The sequence below is a fragment of the Bradyrhizobium sp. PMVTL-01 genome (assembly GCF_051861855.1).
Taxonomy (GTDB): Bacteria; Pseudomonadota; Alphaproteobacteria; order Rhizobiales; family Xanthobacteraceae; genus Bradyrhizobium.
The window spans coordinates 6,737,648-6,758,092 of the sequence record NZ_CP193982.1; the positions used below are offsets into that span (position 1 = coordinate 6,737,648).

General features: G+C 65.0%; 20 protein-coding genes. 11 read left to right on the top strand and 9 right to left on the bottom strand.

Annotated elements, in window-relative coordinates:
• Nucleotides 1–128 precede the first annotated feature (128 nt).
• Nucleotides 129–2,201: a cytochrome b/c1 gene (gene fbcH, locus ACRQ5Q_RS32575; protein WP_439373750.1), complete on the bottom strand. Its 2,073-nt coding sequence runs from the start codon at nucleotides 2,199–2,201 to the stop codon at nucleotides 129–131.
• Nucleotides 2,202–2,263: 62 nt separating this feature from the next.
• Nucleotides 2,264–2,794 carry a ubiquinol-cytochrome c reductase iron-sulfur subunit gene (petA, locus tag ACRQ5Q_RS32580; protein ID WP_439394020.1) on the bottom strand — a complete coding sequence of 177 codons (531 nt, stop codon included), beginning with the start codon at nucleotides 2,792–2,794 and terminating at the stop codon, nucleotides 2,264–2,266.
• Between the two features lie 280 nt (nucleotides 2,795–3,074).
• Here petA and ACRQ5Q_RS32585 point away from each other — a divergent pair, with 280 nt between their 5' ends.
• The 5 genes from ACRQ5Q_RS32585 to ACRQ5Q_RS32605 are packed head-to-tail and all read left to right on the top strand — an operon-like array spanning nucleotide 3,075 to nucleotide 6,224.
• Nucleotides 3,075–3,557 carry a tRNA (cytidine(34)-2'-O)-methyltransferase gene (locus tag ACRQ5Q_RS32585; protein WP_439373749.1) on the top strand — a complete coding sequence of 161 codons (483 nt, stop codon included), beginning with the start codon at nucleotides 3,075–3,077 and terminating at the stop codon, nucleotides 3,555–3,557.
• 10 nt (nucleotides 3,558–3,567) lie between these two features.
• Nucleotides 3,568–4,200: a 7-carboxy-7-deazaguanine synthase gene (queE, locus tag ACRQ5Q_RS32590; protein WP_439373748.1), complete on the top strand. Its 633-nt coding sequence runs from the start codon at nucleotides 3,568–3,570 to the stop codon at nucleotides 4,198–4,200.
• Between the two features lie 17 nt (nucleotides 4,201–4,217).
• The gene (locus ACRQ5Q_RS32595) at nucleotides 4,218–4,583 is read left to right on the top strand and encodes a 6-pyruvoyl trahydropterin synthase family protein (RefSeq protein ID WP_439373747.1); all 366 of its coding nucleotides are present in this window, start codon (nucleotides 4,218–4,220) and stop codon (nucleotides 4,581–4,583) included.
• A gap of 4 nt (nucleotides 4,584–4,587) precedes the next feature.
• Nucleotides 4,588–5,487, top strand: coding sequence for an oxygen-dependent coproporphyrinogen oxidase (gene hemF / locus ACRQ5Q_RS32600; RefSeq protein ID WP_439373746.1), 900 nt, complete (start codon nucleotides 4,588–4,590; stop codon nucleotides 5,485–5,487).
• The gene (locus ACRQ5Q_RS32605; protein WP_439373745.1) at nucleotides 5,484–6,224 is read left to right on the top strand and encodes an HAD family hydrolase; all 741 of its coding nucleotides are present in this window, start codon (nucleotides 5,484–5,486) and stop codon (nucleotides 6,222–6,224) included. The genes hemF and ACRQ5Q_RS32605 overlap by 4 nt, the downstream gene beginning before the upstream one ends.
• Before the next feature lie 910 nt (nucleotides 6,225–7,134).
• On the opposite strand, the gene ACRQ5Q_RS32610 is transcribed toward ACRQ5Q_RS32605, so the two are convergent.
• The gene (locus ACRQ5Q_RS32610; RefSeq protein WP_439394022.1) at nucleotides 7,135–8,067 is read right to left on the bottom strand and encodes a transglycosylase; all 933 of its coding nucleotides are present in this window, start codon (nucleotides 8,065–8,067) and stop codon (nucleotides 7,135–7,137) included.
• Between the two features lie 188 nt (nucleotides 8,068–8,255).
• Here ACRQ5Q_RS32610 and ACRQ5Q_RS32615 point away from each other — a divergent pair, with 188 nt between their 5' ends.
• The 3 genes from ACRQ5Q_RS32615 (at nucleotide 8,256) to ACRQ5Q_RS32625 (ending at nucleotide 10,310) form a co-directional block, all read left to right on the top strand.
• Nucleotides 8,256–8,381 (top strand): hypothetical protein, encoded by a 126-nt coding sequence (locus ACRQ5Q_RS32615; RefSeq protein WP_439399917.1) that lies wholly within the window; start codon nucleotides 8,256–8,258, stop codon nucleotides 8,379–8,381.
• 21 nt (nucleotides 8,382–8,402) lie between these two features.
• Nucleotides 8,403–8,837, top strand: a complete 435-nt coding sequence (locus ACRQ5Q_RS32620) for a cupin domain-containing protein (protein ID WP_439394024.1) — start codon at nucleotides 8,403–8,405, stop codon at nucleotides 8,835–8,837.
• A gap of 339 nt (nucleotides 8,838–9,176) precedes the next feature.
• On the top strand, nucleotides 9,177–10,310 hold the full coding sequence (locus ACRQ5Q_RS32625) for a L,D-transpeptidase family protein (RefSeq protein ID WP_439394026.1): 1,134 nt from the start codon (nucleotides 9,177–9,179) through the stop codon (nucleotides 10,308–10,310).
• A 222-nt stretch (nucleotides 10,311–10,532) separates the two neighbouring features.
• Here the strand turns inward: ACRQ5Q_RS32625 and ACRQ5Q_RS32630 are convergent, their stop codons facing one another.
• From ACRQ5Q_RS32630 to ACRQ5Q_RS32655, 6 genes are all read right to left on the bottom strand, one after another.
• Nucleotides 10,533–11,516 (bottom strand): ABC transporter substrate-binding protein, encoded by a 984-nt coding sequence (locus ACRQ5Q_RS32630; protein WP_439373741.1) that lies wholly within the window; start codon nucleotides 11,514–11,516, stop codon nucleotides 10,533–10,535.
• 288 nt (nucleotides 11,517–11,804) lie between these two features.
• Entirely contained in the window at nucleotides 11,805–12,575 is a 771-nt protein-coding gene (locus ACRQ5Q_RS32635) for a sulfite exporter TauE/SafE family protein (protein ID WP_439394028.1), read from the bottom strand.
• The gene (locus ACRQ5Q_RS32640) at nucleotides 12,572–13,840 is read right to left on the bottom strand and encodes a CCA tRNA nucleotidyltransferase (protein ID WP_439394030.1); all 1,269 of its coding nucleotides are present in this window, start codon (nucleotides 13,838–13,840) and stop codon (nucleotides 12,572–12,574) included. The genes ACRQ5Q_RS32635 and ACRQ5Q_RS32640 overlap by 4 nt, the downstream gene beginning before the upstream one ends.
• A gap of 10 nt (nucleotides 13,841–13,850) precedes the next feature.
• A complete protein-coding gene (locus tag ACRQ5Q_RS32645) occupies nucleotides 13,851–14,114 on the bottom strand; it encodes a DUF6111 family protein (RefSeq protein WP_439373738.1) in 264 nt (87 codons plus the stop codon).
• On the bottom strand, nucleotides 14,111–14,794 hold the full coding sequence (locus tag ACRQ5Q_RS32650; RefSeq protein ID WP_439373737.1) for a CoA pyrophosphatase: 684 nt from the start codon (nucleotides 14,792–14,794) through the stop codon (nucleotides 14,111–14,113). The genes ACRQ5Q_RS32645 and ACRQ5Q_RS32650 overlap by 4 nt, the downstream gene beginning before the upstream one ends.
• Nucleotides 14,791–15,402 carry a DUF1285 domain-containing protein gene (locus ACRQ5Q_RS32655; RefSeq protein WP_439394032.1) on the bottom strand — a complete coding sequence of 204 codons (612 nt, stop codon included), beginning with the start codon at nucleotides 15,400–15,402 and terminating at the stop codon, nucleotides 14,791–14,793. The genes ACRQ5Q_RS32650 and ACRQ5Q_RS32655 overlap by 4 nt, the downstream gene beginning before the upstream one ends.
• A 263-nt stretch (nucleotides 15,403–15,665) precedes the next feature.
• Between ACRQ5Q_RS32655 and ACRQ5Q_RS32660 the strand changes: the two genes are divergently transcribed.
• The 3 genes from ACRQ5Q_RS32660 to ACRQ5Q_RS32670 are packed head-to-tail and all read left to right on the top strand — an operon-like array spanning nucleotide 15,666 to nucleotide 20,418.
• The gene (locus tag ACRQ5Q_RS32660) at nucleotides 15,666–16,664 is read left to right on the top strand and encodes an AAA family ATPase (RefSeq protein WP_439394033.1); all 999 of its coding nucleotides are present in this window, start codon (nucleotides 15,666–15,668) and stop codon (nucleotides 16,662–16,664) included.
• Nucleotides 16,664–17,608, top strand: a complete 945-nt coding sequence (locus ACRQ5Q_RS32665; RefSeq protein ID WP_439394035.1) for a DUF58 domain-containing protein — start codon at nucleotides 16,664–16,666, stop codon at nucleotides 17,606–17,608. The genes ACRQ5Q_RS32660 and ACRQ5Q_RS32665 overlap by 1 nt, the downstream gene beginning before the upstream one ends.
• The gene (locus ACRQ5Q_RS32670) at nucleotides 17,605–20,418 is read left to right on the top strand and encodes a DUF4159 domain-containing protein (RefSeq protein WP_439373733.1); all 2,814 of its coding nucleotides are present in this window, start codon (nucleotides 17,605–17,607) and stop codon (nucleotides 20,416–20,418) included. Before ACRQ5Q_RS32665 ends, ACRQ5Q_RS32670 begins: the two co-directional genes overlap by 4 nt.
• The last annotated feature ends 27 nt before the right edge of the window (nucleotides 20,419–20,445 follow it).

Below are 20,445 nucleotides of genomic sequence, written 5' to 3' on the forward strand. Positions count from 1 at the left end.
ATCCATTGGGCCGCGGAGTTGGTGGATGAATGAATTCCGGGCTCGATGCTAACGCATCGCTCGGAATCACAGCCAACAAAAAAGCCCCCTTTGCGGGGGCTTTTTCATTTCGTCTCGCCCTTCGCCGCTCAGTGCGAGTCGGCCCAGACCTTCTTCTTGGTGAAGTACATCAGGCCAACGAAGATGATCAGGAACACGAACACCTGGAAGCCGAGGCGCTTGCGCGCTTCCATGTGCGGCTCGGCCGTCCACATCAGGAAGGTGGTGACGTCCTTGGCGTATTGCGCGACCGTGGTGGGCGAGCCGTCGTCATAGGTCACCTGGCCGTCGCTGAGCGGCTTCGGCATCTTGATGGCGTGGCCCGGGAAGTACCTGTTGAAGTACGAGCCCTCCGGGATGGTGACGCCCTCCGGCACCTTCTCCTCGAAGCCCTGAAGCACCGCCGCGACGTAGTCCGGGCCCTGCTCCTGATACTGGGTGAAGAAGTCGAAGATGAACCAGGGGAAGCCGCGCTTGTACGAGCGCGCCTTGGTGATCAGCGATAGGTCGGGCGGCGCCGCGCCGCCGTTCGCCGCACGCGCGGCCTGCTCGTTCGGGAACGGCGAGGGGAAATAGTCCGCCGGCCGGCCCGGGCGCTCGAACATATCCCCGGCGTCGTTCGGGCCGTCCTTGACCTTGTAGTCGGAGGCGAAGGCCGCCGCCTGCGCCACGGAATAGCCGGGTCCACCGGGCTCGGCGAGGTTGCGGAACGCGACGTAGGACAGGCCGTGGCAGCTGGCGCAGACTTCCTTGTAGACCTTCAGGCCGCGCTGGAGCGCGCCGCGGTCGAACTTGCCGAAGGGACCGGCGAACGACCATTTGTTGCCCGGAGGGGTGTCGCTGCCTTCGGAGGCCTTCGCGCTGTCGATCGAGCCTGCGAACAGCGAACCGGCGAGCGCCAGCACGATCGCTGTCGAGACCATCGGGGTCGATCGGCTCCCGGTCTTGGCGAGCACCGCGTCCGAAATCGAGTTCGGCACCGGCCGCGGCGTCTCGATGCGCGAGAGCAGCGGCAGCACGATCAGGAAGTAGGCGAAGTAGCAGACCGTCAGGACGCGGCCGGCTATGACATAAATGCCCTCCGGCGGCTGCGCGCCGAGATAGCCGAGCAGGATGCAGACCGCGACGAAGATCCAGAAGAACTGCTTGGCCAGCGGGCGGTACTTCGACGACCTGGTCTTGGCGGCATCGAGCCAGGGCAGGAAGCACAGGATGATGATCGCCCCGAACATCGCGATGACACCTGCGAGCTTGTTCGGGATGGAGCGCAGGATCGCGTAGAACGGCAGGTAATACCATTCCGGCACGATGTGCGGCGGCGTCACGCCCGGGTTCGCCGGAATGTAGTTGTCGGCGTCGCCGAGGTAGTTCGGCATGTAGAAGATGAACCAGGCGTAGAGCAGCATGAAGCAGGCGACGCCGAACATGTCCTTGATGGTCGCGTGCGGCGTGAACGGCACCGTGTCCTTTTCCGTCTTCGGCTCGACACCATCAGGGTTGTTCTGGCCCGCGACGTGCAGCGCCCAGACGTGGAGCACCACGACGCCTGCGATCACGAACGGCAAGAGATAGTGCAGCGAGAAGAAGCGGTTCAGCGTCGGGTTGCCGACCGAATAGCCGCCCCACAGCAGCGTCACGATGCTCTCGCCGACATAGGGAATGGCGGAGAACAGGTTGGTGATGACGGTGGCGCCCCAGAAGCTCATCTGGCCCCAGGGAAGCACGTAGCCCATGAAGCCGGTGGCCATCATCAGGAGGTAGATGATGACGCCGAGGATCCACAGCACCTCGCGCGGCTCCTTGTACGACCCGTAGTAAAGGCCGCGGAACATGTGGACGTACACGGCGACGAAGAACATCGAGGCACCGACCGCGTGCATGTTGCGCAGCAGCCAGCCGTAGTTCACGTCACGGACGATCAGCTCGACCGACTTGAAGGCGAGATCGGCATTTGGCGTGTAGTGCATCGCCAGAATCACGCCGGTGAGGATCTGCATCCCCAGCATGAAGGAGAGGATGGCGCCGAAGGTCCACCAGTAGTTCAGGTTGCGCGGGGTGGGATAAGCGACGAAGGAGGAATGGATGAGACCAAAGATCGGCAGACGTCGCTCGATCCATTGCAGGGCCGGATTGCTCGGCTGGTAGTCGGATGGTCCGCTCATGATGCGATCCTGAGGAATTAGTACGACGAGACGGCGCGAAGCTTCGGACGCGGGTCCGAGGCTCAGCCGATCTGGATTTTGGTGTCGGAAACGAACTGGTACGGCGGCACCGGCAGGTTCGCGGGCGCGGGCCCCTGGCGGATGCGGCCGGACGAATCGTACTGCGAACCATGGCAGGGGCAGAAGAACCCGTCGTAATTGCCTTCATGGGCGATCGGAATGCAGCCGAGATGGGTGCAGATGCCGATCACGACCAGCCACTGCTCGTGGCCGGGCTTGACCCGGGCCTCGTCGGACTGCGGATCGGGCAGGCTCGCCACGTTGACGGCGCGCGCCTCGTCGATCTGCTTCTTGGTGCGGTGGCTGATGTAGATCGGCTTGCCGCGCCAGAACACCTTGATGTCCTGGCCCTCGGCGATCGGGCTGAGATCGACCTCGATCGGCGCGCCGGCGGCGATGGTCGAGGCATCGGGATTCATTTGAGAGATGAAGGGCCAGAGCGCGGCCGCGCCCCCTACTGCTGCAGCTGCCCCCGTTGCAACGAATAAGAAATCACGGCGTGTCGGATGGTCCGCCGAAGACGCTGTCGTCACGATTCCAACCCTTTCTTCTTATGCTGCCGGTGGAACCGCTCCAGGAGCCCCCCAAGGTCCCCGGAACAGTGCTGCCGGCGCCCGCGGCCCCCCGCGGCGGCAGAACTTTCGCTTGTCCCGCCAAAACAGGGCGAAAACAGCAGTCCAGAATCGTTCTATTGGCACCCTTGCCGGGCGAGCGCAAGCCCGCTAACGGCGGGGAAGCGTGCAATGCACGAATTCCGGGGCAGGCGATGTTTTATTGAGACATTTCCGGCCCGCAACCCATTCGCCGCCGCCCATGCAGATCGCACTTTTCCAGCCCGACATCCCCCAGAACACCGGCACGATTCTCCGGCTCTGCGCCTGTCTGGGCATCGCCGCCCATATCATCGAACCGGCTGGGTTCCCGGTCTCCGACCGGCATTTCCGCCGGGCGGGAATGGATTACCTCGACCATGTCAGCATCGTCAGGCACGTCTCCTGGACGACATTCGAGGAGTGGCGCGCAGGCCAAGGCTACCGGCTGCTGCTGTTCACCACCAAGGCCGCCACCGACTACCGCGATTTTCATTACCAGACCTCGGACATCCTGCTATTCGGACGCGAGAGCGCCGGCGTCACCGACGCCGTGGTCGAGGCGGCCGATGCGCGGCTGGTGATCCCGGTCATGCCAGGGCTGCGATCGCTCAATGTCGCCATGAGCGCGGCGATGGCCGCAGGCGAGGCGCTGCGGCAGGTGCGGAACCGGAGTGTTCCACAGGATTGCGGTCCACAGGATTGAGGAGAGACCAGTGAGTTACGCGGTCAAGGAGATCTTCCTGACCCTGCAAGGCGAAGGCGCCCATGCCGGGCGCGCGTCCGTGTTCTGCCGCTTTGCCGGCTGCAACCTCTGGAGCGGCCGCGAGGCCGACCGTCAGGACGCGACCTGCAAGTTCTGCGACACCGATTTCGTCGGCACCGACGGCACGCTCGGCGGCCGCTACGCCTCAGCCGCTGACCTCGCCGATACCATCGCCGCGCAGTGGCGCGCGACCGCCGCCAACCGCTATGTGGTGCTGACCGGCGGCGAGCCGCTGCTGCAAGTCGATGACGCCCTGATCGAGGCGCTCCATGCGCGCGGCTTCGAGATCGGCGTCGAGACCAACGGCACGATCGAGGCGCCCGAAGGGCTCGACTGGATCTGCGTCAGCCCCAAGGGCGGCAGCGAGCTCGTGCTGCGCCGTGGCCACGAGCTGAAGCTGGTCTATCCGCAGGCCCTCGCCGCCCCGGAAGCGTTCGCGGACCTCGCCTTCGAGCGCTTCTCGCTGCAGCCGATGGACGGCCCCGAGGTCGCCGAAAACACCGCGCGGGCGATCGACTATTGCCTGCAGCATCCGCAATGGCGGCTGAGCGCGCAGACGCATAAATCGCTCGGCATCAGATAGGATCGGTTTTCGAACAGATGTGGGAATTGACGAAATCGTTCCGCTTCGAGGCGGCGCATTCGCTGTCGGGAACGACCTTTGGCGCAGCCAGCGAAGAGATCCACGGCCACTCCTTCCGCGCCGAGGTCACGTTGCGCGGCACGCCCGATCCCGACACCGGCATGGTGGTCGATCTCGGCCTGCTCCAGCGCGCCATCGAGGACGTGCGGCTCACGCTCGACCACAAGTACCTCAACAAGATCGAGGCGCTGGGCAAGCCGACGCTGGAAAACCTGTCGCGCTTCGTCTGGGAGCGGCTACAGCCTATCGGCAAGCTGGCCCGCGTCAGCATCCACCGCGACAGTTGCAACGAGAGCTGCACCTATTACGGTCCGCAGGGCTAACGGGATGACATCGACATTGGACCCAACCGTGATCGAAGAACGCAAGGCCCGCGCCCGCGCCTGGTTCGAGCGCTTGCGCGACGACATCTGCGCGAGCTTCGAGCGGCTGGAAGACGACGCACCGCGAAGCCTCTATCCCGGCGAGGCCGGCCGCTTCGAGCGCACGCCCTGGCAGCGCACCGACCACACCGGTGCGGCCGGCGGTGGCGGGGTGATGTCGATGATGCATGGCCGGCTGTTCGAGAAGGTCGGCGTGCACTGCTCGACCGTGCACGGCGAATTCGCCCCCGAGTTTCGCGCCCAGATCCCCGGCGCTGCGGAGGACCCGAAGTTCTGGGCCTCCGGCATCTCGCTGATCGCGCATATGCGCAATCCGCACGTCCCGGCCGTGCACATGAACACGCGCTTCGTCGTCACCACGAAAGCCTGGTTCGGCGGCGGCGCCGATCTCACGCCCGTGCTCGAACGCCGGCGCACACAGGAGGACGCGGACAGCATCGCCTTCCACGCCGCGATGCAGGAAGCCTGCGACCAGCCGAACGGCATCGCCGACTACGACAAGTACAGGAAATGGTGCGACGAGTATTTCTACCTGCCGCACCGGAAAGAGGCGCGCGGCGTCGGCGGCATCTTCTACGACTGGCACGACAGCGGCGACTGGGACGCCGACCTCGCCTTCACCCAGGATGTCGGCCGCGCCTTCCTGAAGATCTACCCCGACATCGTCCGGCGCAACTTCGCGAGCGCCTGGACCGCCGCGGACCGCGAGGAGCAATTGATCCGGCGCGGCCGCTATGTCGAGTTCAACCTGCTCTACGACCGCGGCACCATCTTCGGGCTCAAGACCGGCGGCAACGTGGACTCCATCCTGTCGTCGCTGCCGCCGGAGGTGAAGTGGCCATGAGTGCCGTTCGGCCGCTGCCGCGTGCCATGCTGATCGACATGGACGACACCATCCTGTCGGCCTATGGCCGGCCCGAGATCGCCTGGAACACGATCGCGAACGAGTTCGCCGAGGAGCTTGCGCCGCTGCCGCCGGCGCAGGTCGCAACCGCCGTGCTGGCGTTCGCGCGAAACTTCTGGGCCAATGCCGACGCCTCGTGGCGGATGAGGCTCGCCGAGGCGCGGCACATCACCGTCAAGGGCGGCTTTGCCGCGCTCGCGGCGGCCGGCCATCGCGCCCTGCCCGACGATCTCGCCATCCGCCTCGCCGACCGCTTCACCGCCTATCGCGAGGAGGAGATGTTCGTCTTCCCCGGCGCGCACGAGGCGATCGACAGGCTGAAGGCGCTCGGCATCAAGCTCGCGCTCGTCACCAACGGCGCCGCCGACATGCAGCGCGCCAAGGTCGAGCGCTTCGAGCTCGCGCACCGCTTCCACCACATCCAGATCGAGGGCGAGCACGGCTTCGGCAAGCCCGAGGAGCGCGCCTATCTGCACGCGATGGAAGCGCTCGGCGTCACCGCCAGGGACACCTGGATGATCGGCGACAACCTGGAATGGGAAGTCGTGACGCCGCAGCGCCTCGGCATCTATGCGATCTGGATGGACGTGCATGGCGACGGCCTGCCCGAAGGCTCGACCGTCAAGCCCGACCGCATCATCCGCTCGCTGACCGAGCTCGTGCCGGACCAGCCGTAACAGGGCACGCAAACAAGACTTGGGAAAACAACCCCATGCACAGTAGCCGGCTGCTGCAAAATGAAGGGTTTACGGATTTTACGAATCGAGTTTGACCCGTCGGGCAAAACAGGGGCATATTGCCATCGTGGGAACCTGCGATGGACCTTCGAGGAACGGGAAGCTGGCAGACACTCGGCGAAGAAGAAACCGCGGCGCCCTAGGTTGCTTCAATCGTTCTCTTGAATTCGGCAAAGGCCGGCAGTCCGCACGGGTAAGGCAGGTAGGTGTCTGGCATACGGTCCCGGAGTGAATTGGCCCCGCCGAGCGCTACATGACCGCACGAAGAGCGGACTTCGCCAAGAAATAGCTAATCGCGGAAGGCCGTGACTTGCGCCGATCTCTGAGCGCCCGCTTGCGTTGATCTGGATCAACGCCGTTTCTGGACCCGCGTGGCTTGCTTGCAAAGAACGTTTACCGAACATGCTGGAGTATTTCAAATGTACCGCATTGCATCGTCCTTCCAGCGACTGATCGAGCGGAGGGAGCAATGGCCGCAGCACAACATCTGAGACGAGCCACCGTACTCGTTCGCTGCTTCACCTTGTTCGCGATTGCGCAGATCAACCTCATCTCGCCCGCTGCTGTAGCTGGCAAGGACGTTCGGACCATCGGCGTCCAGGGCCGCCCCAGTGAAGCCGCCAGTCCGGGGGCTCCCCCGGTGCGGCGGGGCGTATTGCGACAAGACTTATTCGATCGCGCCGATCCGAACAATCACAGGTCTGACTGGCCAAGCCCGCCGGCACAGCCAGGGCAGTACTAGGAACGGACAGAGTTGCCCCTCTGTTTTCGCTCGCGCTGCTTGCGAGCCCTTGGTTGAGTTCCAGAACTCAAAGTCGAAGCTCTTTACAAGGCGACCCCTCAACGAAAGCTACTGCTTCGCCGCTCCGGCGGCGGCCGTGGCCATATATTTCGAATAGAGTTCGGCAATCCGCGCGCGCCACATTTCGACGAACGCTCCGGATGTCAGCTTGTCGACCGATTTCCACGCCTGCTTGACGGCCGGAAGAGTGTTCCGCCAGATCGCACGTTTGCACCATCTCTCGCCTTTTTCCTTGCCCTCGCCGGTGGCACACATGGATTTCCAGGCGATGCGATCCGGTTGGCTGATGTGCTCGGCGGCGCCTTCCCAGCCCTGTTGGTGGATCAGGTAAAGATCGCTCAAGGTCGGCTTCTGGTGCGTCACCCACTCGAACAGCACGCCTTCGGTAATGACCTTGTAGGCTGCTGCTACGGCATTGTCGCGGGGACTGCGAATCTGCCCCGAGCCGAACTTGTTGAACTCATATTCACTCAGTTGGAACAGGCCGATATACGACCCGGTGCGTTGCTTGGGATCGAACCCGGACTCGACCTTCGCGACCGCTTTCATGAAATTGAAATCGAGACCGAACGCATCGGACGCGCGCTTGATCTCCTCGACCGGCGTTCCGACCACAGTGTCCTTGAGCGACCTCAACACGATATCCGCCGGCTTCTCGGCGGGCGGATATTCGGACCATATATAATAGATCAGGTACCGGAAGTCCTGGCTCGCCGGCGTGGGGCTGGACGCATCATCCGATGCATCGCGCATTGCCGGCACCGGCTGCGCAGCATCGCGGCGGTCCAATGCGTTCGATTTCGTCGCGTTGGAGTCGTCATCGATCTTGGCTTGGGCAACCAATGACCGAGCAGAAGCCGCCCCGGAGACTGACCCGAGCGTTGCTCCAGGCGGCGCCCCAGCTTCTTCCGCTCCGGCGCGATGAATCGTCCCCGTGAATGCAATGACACCCACGATGCAGGCGGCCTGCAAGGCTTTCATTGCCCCCAACTCCGCGGCAGGGTCCCCGCGAAAAAGCTACACCCATATTCCCCGCCATCCAAGGCGAGGCGGGCACGCCGGCGCTTTAGCGAAGCTGACTGTTACCAAAATGCGACACCCTTATCGCCGCGGCGGGCGGCGCGTTCCTCGCCGAACAGGCGCGAGACATTCGCCGGCTCGTCGCCGAACTGAGCCTTGCAAGCTCCGACTTCGCGCACTGCTGGCAGACACAGGTGGTGCTGGCGCGCGAAGGCGGCGAACGCACGTTCAACCATCCGGCCATGGTCAGACATGTCAAAGACCGAAACATTTGATAGAGTCCGGCATTCTCAATCATGAATTTGGAGGAAGCGATGCTTGTCAGGTTATTGCTTTGCACCGCCGTAGCCTCGTTGGCGATGACTAATATCGCTGCGGCTCAGCAAAATCCGCCAGCGGCGACCCAGCAAACCGCGACAATAAAGCGGACGCCACTACAGAAGTTTGACGTGCCCGGCACGAACTATGAGACCGTAATTGGAATAGCTGAAGTCATGCCCAACGTGAATATCGGACGCCACACCCATCCAGGTCCTGAGTCAGGCTTTATGCTTGATGGCGAGATGGTGCTCATGGCGGACGGTCAACCAGACAAGACGGTGAAGACCGGGGAGAGTTACCAACTTGCACCCGGTATCATTCACGACGCCAAAGCTGGGCCGAACGGCGCGAAAGTAATCGCCACCTACGTTGTCGAGAAGGGAAAGCCGCTCGCTTCTCCGGCTCCGTAGCGATGTCCACCTAGGGGTCAGAGGACTAAACCGCTCGCGCGGAGACCGCGGTTGGCGACACGGCGAAGCAATAGGCGACGGCTCATCGTGACGCGCGGTGCAATTAGCCCGTTGCTGGCGATGATCCGATGATCGAGGACCAACTGATCTGGAAGTTCGTGGCGGAGCATTCCTGCGCAAGAGCCAACTCGAACTCGGTATTCTCGACCGTGATTGTGTGCACCCTGCGCCGACGACAAGCTCGAACTTCTCCGATGACTGCGCCCATCTGGGCTTGCCTTACGAACCCACTAACTACACGCTACCCAAATGAGCAGATTCCACGCCCGAGGCAAGGTCATGATCGGCGCCACGGCACTCCGTGCGCTTGTGCTGACTGCAGCTTTGTTCGCGGCCTTGTCGCCGGCCACCTGCCTCGGCGAAAACAGCAACCGCTTGCCGGCCAAGGCAACAAAGGAGCTACCACCCCAGTTGCTCTCGCTGCTCCGACAAAAGAAGATGCCAAAATACTCGCCTATCCTTGTGCGCGTCTTCAAGCAAGAGGCGGAGCTCGAAGTCTGGAAACAGGACACCACCGGCCTTTTCAAAATCCTCAAGGTGTACCCGATCTGTCGGTGGTCGGGGGATCTCGGGCCGAAACTGAAGGAGGGTGACCGTCAGGCTCCAGAGGGGTTCTATACGATTACTCCTGAGCTGATGAATCCCAACTCCGATTACCATCTTGCGATCAACGTCGGCTTTCCCAACAGCTTCGACAAGGCAAACAATCGCGACGGCAGCTTACTCATGATCCATGGCGACTGCTCATCGAGCGGTTGCTATGCCATGACCGACGAACAGATAAGCGAGATCTATTCGCTAGCGCGGGACTCATTCCTCGGCGGCCGCCCGTCCTTTCAGGTCCAGGCTTATCCATTCCGCCTGACGCCGGCAAACCTGGCGCAGCATCGAAATAGCCCGAACCTCTCCTTCTGGAAAATGCTCAAGGTCGGCAACGATCACTTCGAGACGACGCATCTCGAACCCAAGGTGGACGTGTGCAATCGACGCTATGTGTTCGATGCGCAAGCTCCACCAAATTCGCCTTATCCTCTCGTGTTCAGCCCCACCGATAAATGCCCCGCGTTTGTCGTGGATTCCAAAATTGCGCGGCGGGCGCTTGAGAAGCAACGCACCGACGAACTCGAATTCGCGCGATTGCTCAATGACAACGTGCCGGCAGCCCCGATCTACAGCGGACTGGACGGCGGAATGAACGAGGCTTTTCTAGCAAAGTATCTGGTCAGAGTGACGCTTGCGAAAGTGATGCCGTATGCATCTTATCTGCCGCAACTGCCGCCAATCCCTTGGGTCACCAACGATGGTTCGTTGACGAGTAGATGGTTTGGCACCTCGTTCTCAAAACCGATTGCATGTGATCTGGCTCGTTCCAGCTTCCTGTCGACCGTCGTAGAAGGAGACGACGGGTGCTAGAGCGCCCGGTCTACTACCGGCTTGCGGCGGGCCCATTACGCCGAAATTGGTGATCGAATGCGATCCGGCGTGAGGACCGGCTTGGGTCACGAGCGTCGGTCTCTGCGATTGATGACGCGCCGTCGATTTCCGCTATGCCCCGTTAGCGACCGAGTTGGTTCGCGATGCAATAGGTCGCGAAGGGCCCAACAACTGACTCACGCACCGCAGCAAACGCAGCCATCATTCGATCACCGCATCGGCGCGGCCAAGCAATGGCAGGGGCACCGTGATACCGAGCGCTTTGGCGGCCTTGAGATTCAATAGCAACTGCACTTTCGTGCGCTGTTGCACCGGCAGGTCGGCCGGCTTTTCGCCTTTCAGAATGCGAGCGGTGTAAACGCCAGCCAGCTGATAGGCGTCGGTATGGCTCCCGCCATAGCTCATGAGGCCACCGGCTGCGACGAACTCGCGGCTGTCGTAAATCGCCGGCATGGCATGCCGTGCAGCGAGCCGTGCAAGGTCCTCGCTATAACTTGTGAAAAGCGTGTCTTCGCCGATCACGAGGCCCCCTGCGCGCAACTCCGAAAGCTTTGCAAAGACGCCATCGAAGTCCCGTTTGCTGCTGGCATTCAGGACATGTAGCTCCAGCCCAAGGCTCGGGGCTGCGGCTTGCAAGTCACTGATTTGCGGCTCGGCGAGAACGGGATTGGACGGATTTATGAGAAGCGCCATGGTCGTGGCCACAGGAAGAAGCTGGCGCAGTAATTCCAGCCGCTTGGGGGTGACCTCCAGCGCCAATTGGGTCACGCCTGTAACATTGCCGCCGGGCCGGTTCAGGCTCGTGACGAGCCCGAGCTGAACTGGATTACCGGCAATTGAAAAGACGATCGGAATGCTTGTCGTTGCGGCCTTAGCCGCGACTGCAGCCGCCGTGTTGGTGGCGGCAATCACCATCACCTGACGACGCACCAATTCGCTTGCAAGTGCCGGCAGCCGCTCGTTTTGATGATCCGCAAAGCGATATTCGATTGCGATATTCTGACCTTCAACAAAGCCCAACTCCTTCAGACCTTGCCGGAAAGCCGCGAGGAGCTGCGGGGCTTCATTGGCTCCCCTGCCGTTGAGAACCCCAATCACGGGCAGGGCCTTCTGCTGCGCGCGTGCCCCGTGCGGCCACGCGGCGACAGTCCCCGCAAGAACCCTGATGAATTCTCGGCGGCGCATTTGTCCCCTCCGAGGACCAGTAAGATGGGCAGTCTAGCACTTTGAGCGGCAATTGAAGGGGGCCACGACACGGCCATGACTACTCAACACGAGAAGTCCGAGTTGGGTCAAAGGACTAAACCGCTCGCGCGGTAGAATGCCGGCCGGCATCAAGGTCCCATACCCTCGCCGCCCACCCCATAGCATCTTCACATTAGCCGCCAATGACGGCGAAGCCGGACGACTTCCGGTTTGCGCTCCGGAAGCCGACATCTGTGCATACGCGCCCCGACAGGCTTCGATCCGCATCTAGGCGACGAGCTGCCTCGCCGCAGCCGTGATCATGACCAGCCCGCCTGTGATCACGGCAACGTCGAGGATCGCGGTGTGGATATGCACCGGCATCCGCTCGACGAAGGCCTTTGCGAGAAACGCACCGGGGATCGCGATGCCGCCGATCAGCAGCGCGAAGGCGAGCACCTGCGCGGTGACGGCGCCGGCGAGGCCGAACACGGAGATCTTGATGAGGCCGGTGCCGAGCGAGATCATCGCGTCGGTCGCGATCACGGCGGCGCCCTCGAGGCCGGCGGCCATCAGCAGCGAGAGCAGGATCACGCCTGAGCCGGAGGTGCCGCCGACCAGCACGCCGTAACCGACGGAGCCGGCGGCAAGCCCGGTGTCGCCGATCCTGACCTGGCGCCGTCGCAGCACGCGGCGCAGCGGCACGCTCAGGATCAGCATGGTGCCGATAACGAGGGCGGCGCCGGCATTGGTGAGGCGCGTATAGCCGTAGGCGCCGAGCGCGGTGGTCAAGCCTGCGCAGGCCAGCACGATCAGCGCGCGGCGGCGATCGGCATAGCGCAGATAAGCGACCGCGCGGCTGCAATTGGTGAAGATCGCGGAGATGGCGATGATCGGCACCACGGGCTCGGCGCCGACCAGCGGCACCAGCACCAGCGGCATCAAGGCGCCGGTGCCGTAGCCGGCGAGACCACCGATGATCGAAGCAAACAACGCCATCAACGCGACCAGCAAAAGCTGAAGGATCGAGATGTCGGCGAAGCCTGAAACGATGGTCACGTTTTCCCGTCGCGGCTGACGCGTGCCGCAGCTTGATCGGCGATGGAAGCGAGCGCGGCTTCCTCTAGGGGAAAATCCGCCGCAAGCCAAGCGTCCTCGGCGAGCGTCAGCACATGTCCGAGCGCAGGCCCTTCGGCGAGGCCGCGCGCGATGAAGTCGGCGGCCTTCAGCGGGAATTTCGGCGCGGTCCAGCGCTGCGGCAGCTCGGCGCGCGCGCGCCAGCGCGGCGAATGCATCTCGCCGGCGGCGCGCGCCCAGCCGAGCAACACGCGATCGTGATAGCGTTCGGTGCCGAGCCGGTAGAGCAGCCGCCGCGCATGCGCGTCGTCCATGGCGGCGAAGCGCCACCAGCGATGGCCCATCGAGTCCAGCGCCTTGGCCTCGGCATTGGAGAGCCGCAGGCGCGCGGCGACGCGCTTGGCGTCCTCGGTCACGGCGACCGTCAGCGCGGCGAGGCGCCGCGTGCTGCTGGGGGTGAGGCCGAGCTCACGCTCGATCGCGATCATCGTGTCCAGCGGGCCGGTATAGGCAACGCCGCCGATCAGCGCCTGCAGCAATCCGCCGTCGGCCATCGCGAGCGCAGCCGCGGAGGCACCGCCGGCCACCAGCAGCTTCAGCATCTCCATCCGCACGCGCTCGGCCGACAGGCTGGCAAGGCCCGCACGTCCCCGGATGCAGGCGAGATAGCCGTTGCGGTCGGGCTCGCCGGCGCCGAAGGCGGCGTGGATGCGGAAGAAGCGCAGGATGCGCAGATAATCCTCGGCGATGCGCTGGTCGGGATCGCCGATGAAGCGCACGCGGCGCGCTCTGGCATCGTCGATGCCGCCGACATAGTCGTGGACGACACCCGCCGCGTCGACCGACAGGCCGTTCATGGTGAAGTCGCGCCGCTCGGCGTCCTTCACCCAGTCGCGGCCGAACGCGACCCTGGCCTTGCGGCCGAAGGTCTGGGTGTCCTCGCGCAGCGTGGTCACCTCGTAAGGATGCCGGTCGATGACGAGCGTGATGGTGCCGTGGTCGATGCCGGTCGGCACGCTCTTGATGCCGGCGGCCTTGGCGCGGCGGATCACCTCCTCCGGCAACGCCGTGGTCGCGATGTCGATGTCGCCGGGCACGAGGCCGAGCAGCGCGTTGCGCACGGCGCCGCCGACCACCCGCGCCTCTTCGCCATCAGTGCCGAGCAATTGCAGGACGCGCGCGGTCCCGCCGGCGGTCAGCCAGGGCGCATCGACAAGGATCGGCGCAAGGATCGGCTCCGCGCTCATGGTCCGGCCCCTATCTTTCCGTGCCCGGCACGAACTTGCCGTTCTCGATATGGGCGGGAACGTAGGTCGAATTCGGTCCGCCGCCGGAGAATTGTGCGAGGCCAACCAGGCCCGCGATCACCAGCGCGAGCGCAACGAGGACGAGGCGGGAGACGATCGTGACCGGCCAGGACGTCTGCACGAACAGGCCGGAGCGGGAGGCGGCCAGGAACAACGCATAGACGGCAAAGGGAATGAGGAAAATTCCGATCTCGGTCAGGACCGGCCGGATCATGACGAGTAGATCCGCTCATACAGCACACGCAGCATGCCGGCCGTCGCACCCCAGATGTAGCGCTCCGCGAACGGCATCGCGTAGTAGAAGCGCTCCATGCCGCGGAATTCCTTGCTGTGCAGCTGGTGGTTCACCGGATTCATCAGGAAGGATAGCGGCACCTCGAAGGCGTCATCAACCTCCGAATGGTTGATGGTGAGCGAAAAGCCGGGCCTGACCCTCGCGACCGTCGGCAGGATGCGGAAGCCGAAGCCGGTGCCGTAGAGATCGAGATAGCCGATCGGCTCCACGAAGTCTCTGGACAGGCCGACCTCCTCCTCGGCCTCGCGCAACGCGGCATCGAGCGGCGAGGCGTCGGTCGCGTCGATCTTGCCGCCGGGAAAGGCGATCTGACCGGCGTGATCGTTGAGATGGGCCGAGCGCTGCGTCAAGAGGATGGTCGGCTCGGGATGGTCGACCACGGCAATCAGCACCGCTGCGGGGCGCACCGGCTGCTCGCGCGCGATGATCTCCAGCATCTTGTCGGTGCCGGGATCGCCCGAGGCCGGGATGATGTTGGGATCGTAGAGGCCGGGCGGCACGTCGAAGCCGAGCCGCGCCCGCGAGCGGGCGAAGAAATCGGCAGCGCCCAGCGCGACGGGTTCGCGTTCAGGCTCGCTATTGGGGATAGGCTTGTTCAAAGCGCGGCCCTCACCTGCTCCGCGTCGGCCATGGCGAAGAATTCGCCGGCCGACTCGACGCCGAACATCGGCTGGCCATCGACCATCCGCTCCTCGCCCATGTCAACCAGATCGTAATACAGCGCCCGGGTCACCTTGGCCCAGAGATCGGCGCGGACATGCAGGTAAGGCGTGAGGCCGCCGTCCGCCGCCTGCTGGAAGCGCAGCCGGTGCGCGGCATCGCATGTCACCCAATCGTCGACATTGGTGCGGAAGCTCAGCACGCGATGGTTGTCCGCGCCGTCTTTCTGCATTTCGACCGCCATGAACGGCGCATCGTCGACGCGGATGCCGACCTTCTCCACCGGCGTCACGAGGAAGTGCTTGTCGCCCTCGCGCTTCAAGATGGTCGAGAACAGGCGAACGAGGGCGTGACGGCCGATCGGCGTGCCCATGTAGAACCAAGTACCATCGGCGGCGACTCGGATGTCGAGATCGCCGCAAAACGGCGGATTCCACAAATGCACCGGAGGCAGGCCCTTTTTGGCGCCTTCGGCACCGGCAGCACTTTTGGCGGCGGCAGTCAGCCCATCAAGACCGCGCTCGGCGCTCTGCCCTTGGTTCGCCATGGTTTGCCCTGACTTTGTCACTTGGCACGATTGGTGCAGGTCTACGTTGTCGATTGGTGCTCGGTTCCATCCGGAAAAGTCCGGTGTGGAGGTCGCCACTTCGTGATGCCCTACATACCCTTAAGCCGATAAGGTGGGGATAGGTTAATTCAACGAATACATGGCCTTCCCGCAAGTCTAGCATAGGGCCCATGTGATGGCGTGACGACGCGGCAACGTGACGACGCAAGCAAGCCGCATGGCAGGCTTAAGGAGCGAGCGAAATGGCGGAGAGTGTCGAGAAACTCGAGGACGGGATCGTTCGGTCGGCCGAGCAGGTGTCGGCCCAGATTCGCGCGGCGAAGGAGGCAATCGGCTCCGTCATCTTCGGTCAGGACCGCGTCATCGAGAACACGCTGGTCACGATCCTCTCCGGCGGCCATGCGCTGCTGATCGGCGTGCCAGGCCTTGCCAAGACCAAGCTCGTCGAGACGCTCGGCGTCACGCTCGGTCTCGATGCCAAGCGCATCCAGTTCACGCCCGACCTGATGCCGTCGGACATCCTCGGCGCCGAGGTGCTGGACGAGAGCACCGCGGGCAGGCGCGCCTTCCGCTTCATCGCCGGTCCCGTGTTCGCGCAGCTCCTGATGGCGGACGAGATCAACCGCGCCAGCCCGCGCACGCAGTCGGCGCTGTTGCAGGCGATGCAGGAGCAGCACATCACCGTGGCCGGCGCGCGCCACGATCTGCCGAAACCCTTCCACGTGCTCGCGACGCAAAACCCGCTGGAGCAGGAAGGCACCTATCCGCTGCCGGAAGCGCAACTCGACCGCTTCCTGATGGAGATCGACGTCGACTATCCCGACCGCGACGCCGAGCGCCGCATCCTGTTCGAGACGACGGGCGCCGAGGAGACGCTGGCGAAGGGCTCGATGACCGCGGATGCACTGATCACCGCGCAGCGGCTGGTCCGCCGCCTGCCGGTCGGCGATTCCGTGGTGGAGGCGATCCTGTCGCTGGTGCGCTCGGCCCGTCCGGGCGAGGAAAGCGGCGAAGCCGGCAAGTTCATCGCCTGGGGCCCCGGTCCGCGCGCCAGCCAGTCCTTGATGCTCGCCGTGCGCGCCCGCGCGCTGATGGACGGACGCCTCGCGCCCTCGATCGACGACGTGCTCGACCTCGCCGAGCCCGTGCTGAAGCACCGCATGGCACTGACGTTCCAGGCGCGCGCCGAAGGCCGCACGATTCCGGACGTGATCCGGCAATTGAAGACACGGATCGGTTGATGGCCGCAGAGACCGGGCACACAGCGAAGGAGATCATCGCGATCCGACGTGCCGATGGCGAGAGCCGCACGCTCGCCGCTTCGCTGCCGCGCCTGGTGCTGGAAGCCCGCCGCGTCGCCGCCAACGTCATCCACGGCCTGCACGGCCGGCGCCGCGCCGGCTCGGGCGAGAATTTCTGGCAGTACCGCCGCTTCGTCTCCGGCGAACCGGCGCAGAACGTCGATTGGCGCCGCTCGGCGCGCGACGACCATCTCTATGTCCGCGAGCTCGAATGGGAAGCCTCGCACACGGTCTGGATCTGGCCCGACCGCTCGCCCTCGATGGCCTTCGCCTCGAAGGCTGCGCGCGAATCCAAGCTCGAGCGCACGCTGATCGTCGCCTTCGCGCTGGCCGAGCTGCTGGTGTCGGGCGGCGAACGCGTGGGCATTCCCGGGCTGATGACGCCGACCGCGAGCCGCAGCGTCATCGACAAGATGGCGCAGGCGATGCTGCATGACGACGCCGACCGCCTCAGCCTGCCGCCCTCCTTCGTTCCGTCGGCGCTGGCCGAGATCATCGTGCTGTCGGATTTCTGGTCGCCGATCTCCGAGATCGGTGCGACGCTCGCCGGGCTGTCCGGCTCCGGCGCGCATGGCACGATGGTGCAGGTCGTCGATCCCGCCGAGGAGTCGTTCCCCTATTCCGGCCGCATCGAGTTCGTCGAGCCCGAGGGCTTCGGCGTGATCACCGCCGGCCGCGCCGAGAGCTGGGCGCAGGACTACACCGCGCGCCTCGCGCTGCATCGCGACCAGATCCGCGCCGAGACATCGAGGCTGGACTGGCTGTTCACGACCCATGCGACCGACCGCTCCGCCGCCGAGCTGCTGCTGTATCTGCACGCCGGCATGCAGGTGAGCAAATCGGGCGCGCGCACCACGACCATCAAGGCGGGGCCGGCCGCATGATGGGATTACCGCTCGCCTTCACCGAACCGCTGCTCCTGATCGGCCTCGTCAGCCTGCCGGTGCTGTGGTGGCTGTTGCGCGTGATGCCGCCGCGGCCGCGCCGGATCGAGTTTCCGCCGACCCGCCTGTTGTTCGACATCGCCCCGCGCGAGGAGACGCCGTCGCGAACGCCGTGGTGGCTGACCGCGCTGCGCCTGCTCGCTGCGGCCCTCGTCATCTTCGCCGCCGCCGGGCCGATCTGGAATCCGCAGACGGGCCTCGCCGGCAGCAAGGCGCCGCTGATGATCATGCTCGACGACGGCTGGAGCGCGGCCTCGAACTGGGACGTCAGGATCAGGGCCGCCGACGAGCTGATCGCCAACGCCGACAACGAGCGCCGCGCCATCGCGCTGGTGCCGCTGTCCGAGCCGAACCGCGACATCACCCTTATACCCGCGGGCGCGGCGCGCGTGGCGCTGCGCCAGCTCGCGCCAAAGCCCTATTCGATCGACCGCGTCGACACGCTCGCTGCCGTCGATCGTTTCCTGAAAGCGACCGGCGATTGCGAGATCGCCTGGCTGTCCGACGGCGTCGACACCGGTCGCGGCGAGGAGTTCGTGGCTGGCCTCGGCAAGACCTTGGGGGATCGCAGCCTGACCATCTTCGAAGGCGGCACCTCCTCGCCGCTGGCGCTGGCGGCGGCCGAGAACGCCGCGGCGAAGATGACCGTGAAGGTGCTGCGCACCGACAGCGGCATCGCCACCGGCACCGTGCGCGCGCTGGACCAGAAGGCCTCGCCGATCGGCGAAGCGCGCTTCTCCTTCGGCCCCCAGGACAAGGAGACCGACGCCGCATTCGACCTGCCGGTCGAGCTGCGCAACGACATCACCCGGCTCGAGATCTCGGGCGAGCGCTCCGCCGGCGCGGTGCAGCTGCTCGACAAGCGCTGGCGGCGCCGCGCCATCGGCATCGTCTCGGGCTCGACCAGCGAGACCGCGCAGCCGCTGCTGGCGCCGACCTTCTATCTCACCCGCGCGCTGGCGCCGTTCGCCGACGTGCGGCTCGCCGACAAGGGCTCGCCGCAGCAGGGCATCACGCAGTTCCTGGACCAGAAGCTGCCCATGATCATCCTCGCCGATGTCGGCACCATCGCCCCTGAAATCCGCGAGCGCCTCAATGGCTGGATCGACCAGGGCGGCGTGCTGGTGCGGTTCGCAGGGCCCCGTCTCGCACAGGCCGAAGACGACCTCGTGCCGGTGAAGCTGCGCAAGGGCGGCCGCACGCTCGGCGGCAGCCTGACCTGGGAGAAGCCGCAGCATCTCGCCTCTTTCGCTGCCGACGGCCCATTCGCCGGCGTCGCGGTGCCCAAGGACGTCACCGTGAGCCGACAGGTGCTGGCCGAGCCCGATGCCGTGCTCGCCACCAAGAGCTGGGCCTCGCTGGAAGACGGCACGCCGCTCGTCACCGGCGAGCATCGCGGCAAGGGCATCGTCAGCCTGTTCCATGTCAGCGCCGACATGCGCTGGTCGGACCTGCCGATGTCGGGCATCTTCGTCGAGATGCTCAGGCGTGTGGTCGACATGTCCGGCTACACCACCAAGCCAGGCCCCGGCGTTGCCAGTGAGGCGACCACCGAAACGGTGGCGCCGCTGCACATCCTCGACGGTTTTGGCGCGTTCGGCCCGCCGCCGGCGACCGCAAAGCCGCTGCCCGCGGATTATCGCGACCGCGCCACATCAGATCATCCGCCGGGCTTCTATGGTCCGGCAGAAGGACCGCTCGCCGTGAACACGCTTGCCAGCGCCGACCGCATCGCAGCCCTGAACACCGCGGGCCTGCGCGCCCGGCATGCCACCTACACCAATGCCGAGCCGCGCGATTTGCGCGGCTGGCTGCTGTCGACCGCGCTCGGGCTGTTCCTGATCGACGCCATCATCGTCGCGCTGCTCGGCGGCGGCCTCGCCGCGCTGCTGCGCCGCCGCGCCGCGCCTGCGATAATCCTCCTCGGCCTCGTGCTCGCCGGCGTCTCGGTGCTGCCGCCGCTGCCCGCACGCGCCGATAGCGCGTCCGACGAGTTCGCGATGAAGGCGGTGTCGCAGACCCGCCTCGCCTATGTCGTCACCGGCAATGCCGACGTCGATTCCATCGTCAAGGCCGGCCTCACCGGACTGACGTTGTTCCTGGCGCAGCGCACGGCGCTGGAGGCCGGCGATCCCGTCGGCATCGATCCGGCGCACGACGAACTCGCCTTCTTCCCGCTGATCTACTGGCCGATCGTGCCCGGCGCGCCGAAGCCTCCCCAGGACGCCATCAACAGGATCGACGCCTATATGAAGCAGGGCGGCACCGTGCTGTTCGACACCCGCGACGCCTATGAGGCGCCGCCGGGCGACAACGGCGCCTCGCAGACGCCCGGCATGCGGGCCTTGCGCGACATCCTGTCCTCGCTCGACGTGCCCGAACTCGAGCCGGTGCCGCGCGAGCACGTGCTGACCAAGACCTTCTACCTGCTGCGCGACTTCCCCGGCCGCTTCAACACCGGCCAGACCTGGGTCGAGACCCTGCCGCGCGACGAGGAGGAGGACAGCGCGCAGCGCCCGGCGCGTGGCGGCGACGGCGTCTCGCCGATCATCATCACCTCGAACGATCTTGCCGGCGCCTGGGCCGTCCGGCCCGACGGCCAGTACATGCTGCCGGTGACCAGCGGCGACCCCCGCCAGCGCGAATTCGCCTACCGCGCCGGCGCCAACATCGTGATGTACACGCTGACCGGCAACTACAAGGCCGACCAGGTGCACGCACCGGCCCTGATCGAACGGCTGGGGCAATGAGCATGATCCGGAAAAGTGGAAGCCGGT

Excerpts from the sequence above, each read along its gene's own strand:
- ACRQ5Q_RS32605 (WP_439373745.1), top strand. The coding sequence starts at position 5,484 with ATGAGTGCCGTTCGGCCGCTGCCGCGTGCCATGCTGATCGACATGGAC.
- ACRQ5Q_RS32595 (WP_439373747.1), top strand. The coding sequence starts at position 4,218 with ATGTGGGAATTGACGAAATCGTTCCGCTTCGAGGCGGCGCATTCGCTG.
- ACRQ5Q_RS32645 (WP_439373738.1), bottom strand. The coding sequence starts at position 14,114 with ATGATCCGGCCGGTCCTGACCGAGATCGGAATTTTCCTCATTCCCTTT.
- ACRQ5Q_RS32585 (WP_439373749.1), top strand. The coding sequence starts at position 3,075 with ATGCAGATCGCACTTTTCCAGCCCGACATCCCCCAGAACACCGGCACG.
- hemF (WP_439373746.1), top strand. The coding sequence starts at position 4,588 with ATGACATCGACATTGGACCCAACCGTGATCGAAGAACGCAAGGCCCGC.
- ACRQ5Q_RS32655 (WP_439394032.1), bottom strand. The coding sequence starts at position 15,402 with ATGGCGAACCAAGGGCAGAGCGCCGAGCGCGGTCTTGATGGGCTGACT.
- ACRQ5Q_RS32665 (WP_439394035.1), top strand. The coding sequence starts at position 16,664 with ATGGCCGCAGAGACCGGGCACACAGCGAAGGAGATCATCGCGATCCGA.
- ACRQ5Q_RS32625 (WP_439394026.1), top strand. The coding sequence starts at position 9,177 with ATGATCGGCGCCACGGCACTCCGTGCGCTTGTGCTGACTGCAGCTTTG.
- ACRQ5Q_RS32620 (WP_439394024.1), top strand. The coding sequence starts at position 8,403 with ATGAATTTGGAGGAAGCGATGCTTGTCAGGTTATTGCTTTGCACCGCC.
- ACRQ5Q_RS32630 (WP_439373741.1), bottom strand. The coding sequence starts at position 11,516 with ATGCGCCGCCGAGAATTCATCAGGGTTCTTGCGGGGACTGTCGCCGCG.
- ACRQ5Q_RS32660 (WP_439394033.1), top strand. The coding sequence starts at position 15,666 with ATGGCGGAGAGTGTCGAGAAACTCGAGGACGGGATCGTTCGGTCGGCC.
- ACRQ5Q_RS32640 (WP_439394030.1), bottom strand. The coding sequence starts at position 13,840 with ATGAGCGCGGAGCCGATCCTTGCGCCGATCCTTGTCGATGCGCCCTGG.
- fbcH (WP_439373750.1), bottom strand. The coding sequence starts at position 2,201 with ATGAGCGGACCATCCGACTACCAGCCGAGCAATCCGGCCCTGCAATGG.
- ACRQ5Q_RS32670 (WP_439373733.1), top strand. The coding sequence starts at position 17,605 with ATGATGGGATTACCGCTCGCCTTCACCGAACCGCTGCTCCTGATCGGC.
- ACRQ5Q_RS32610 (WP_439394022.1), bottom strand. The coding sequence starts at position 8,067 with ATGAAAGCCTTGCAGGCCGCCTGCATCGTGGGTGTCATTGCATTCACG.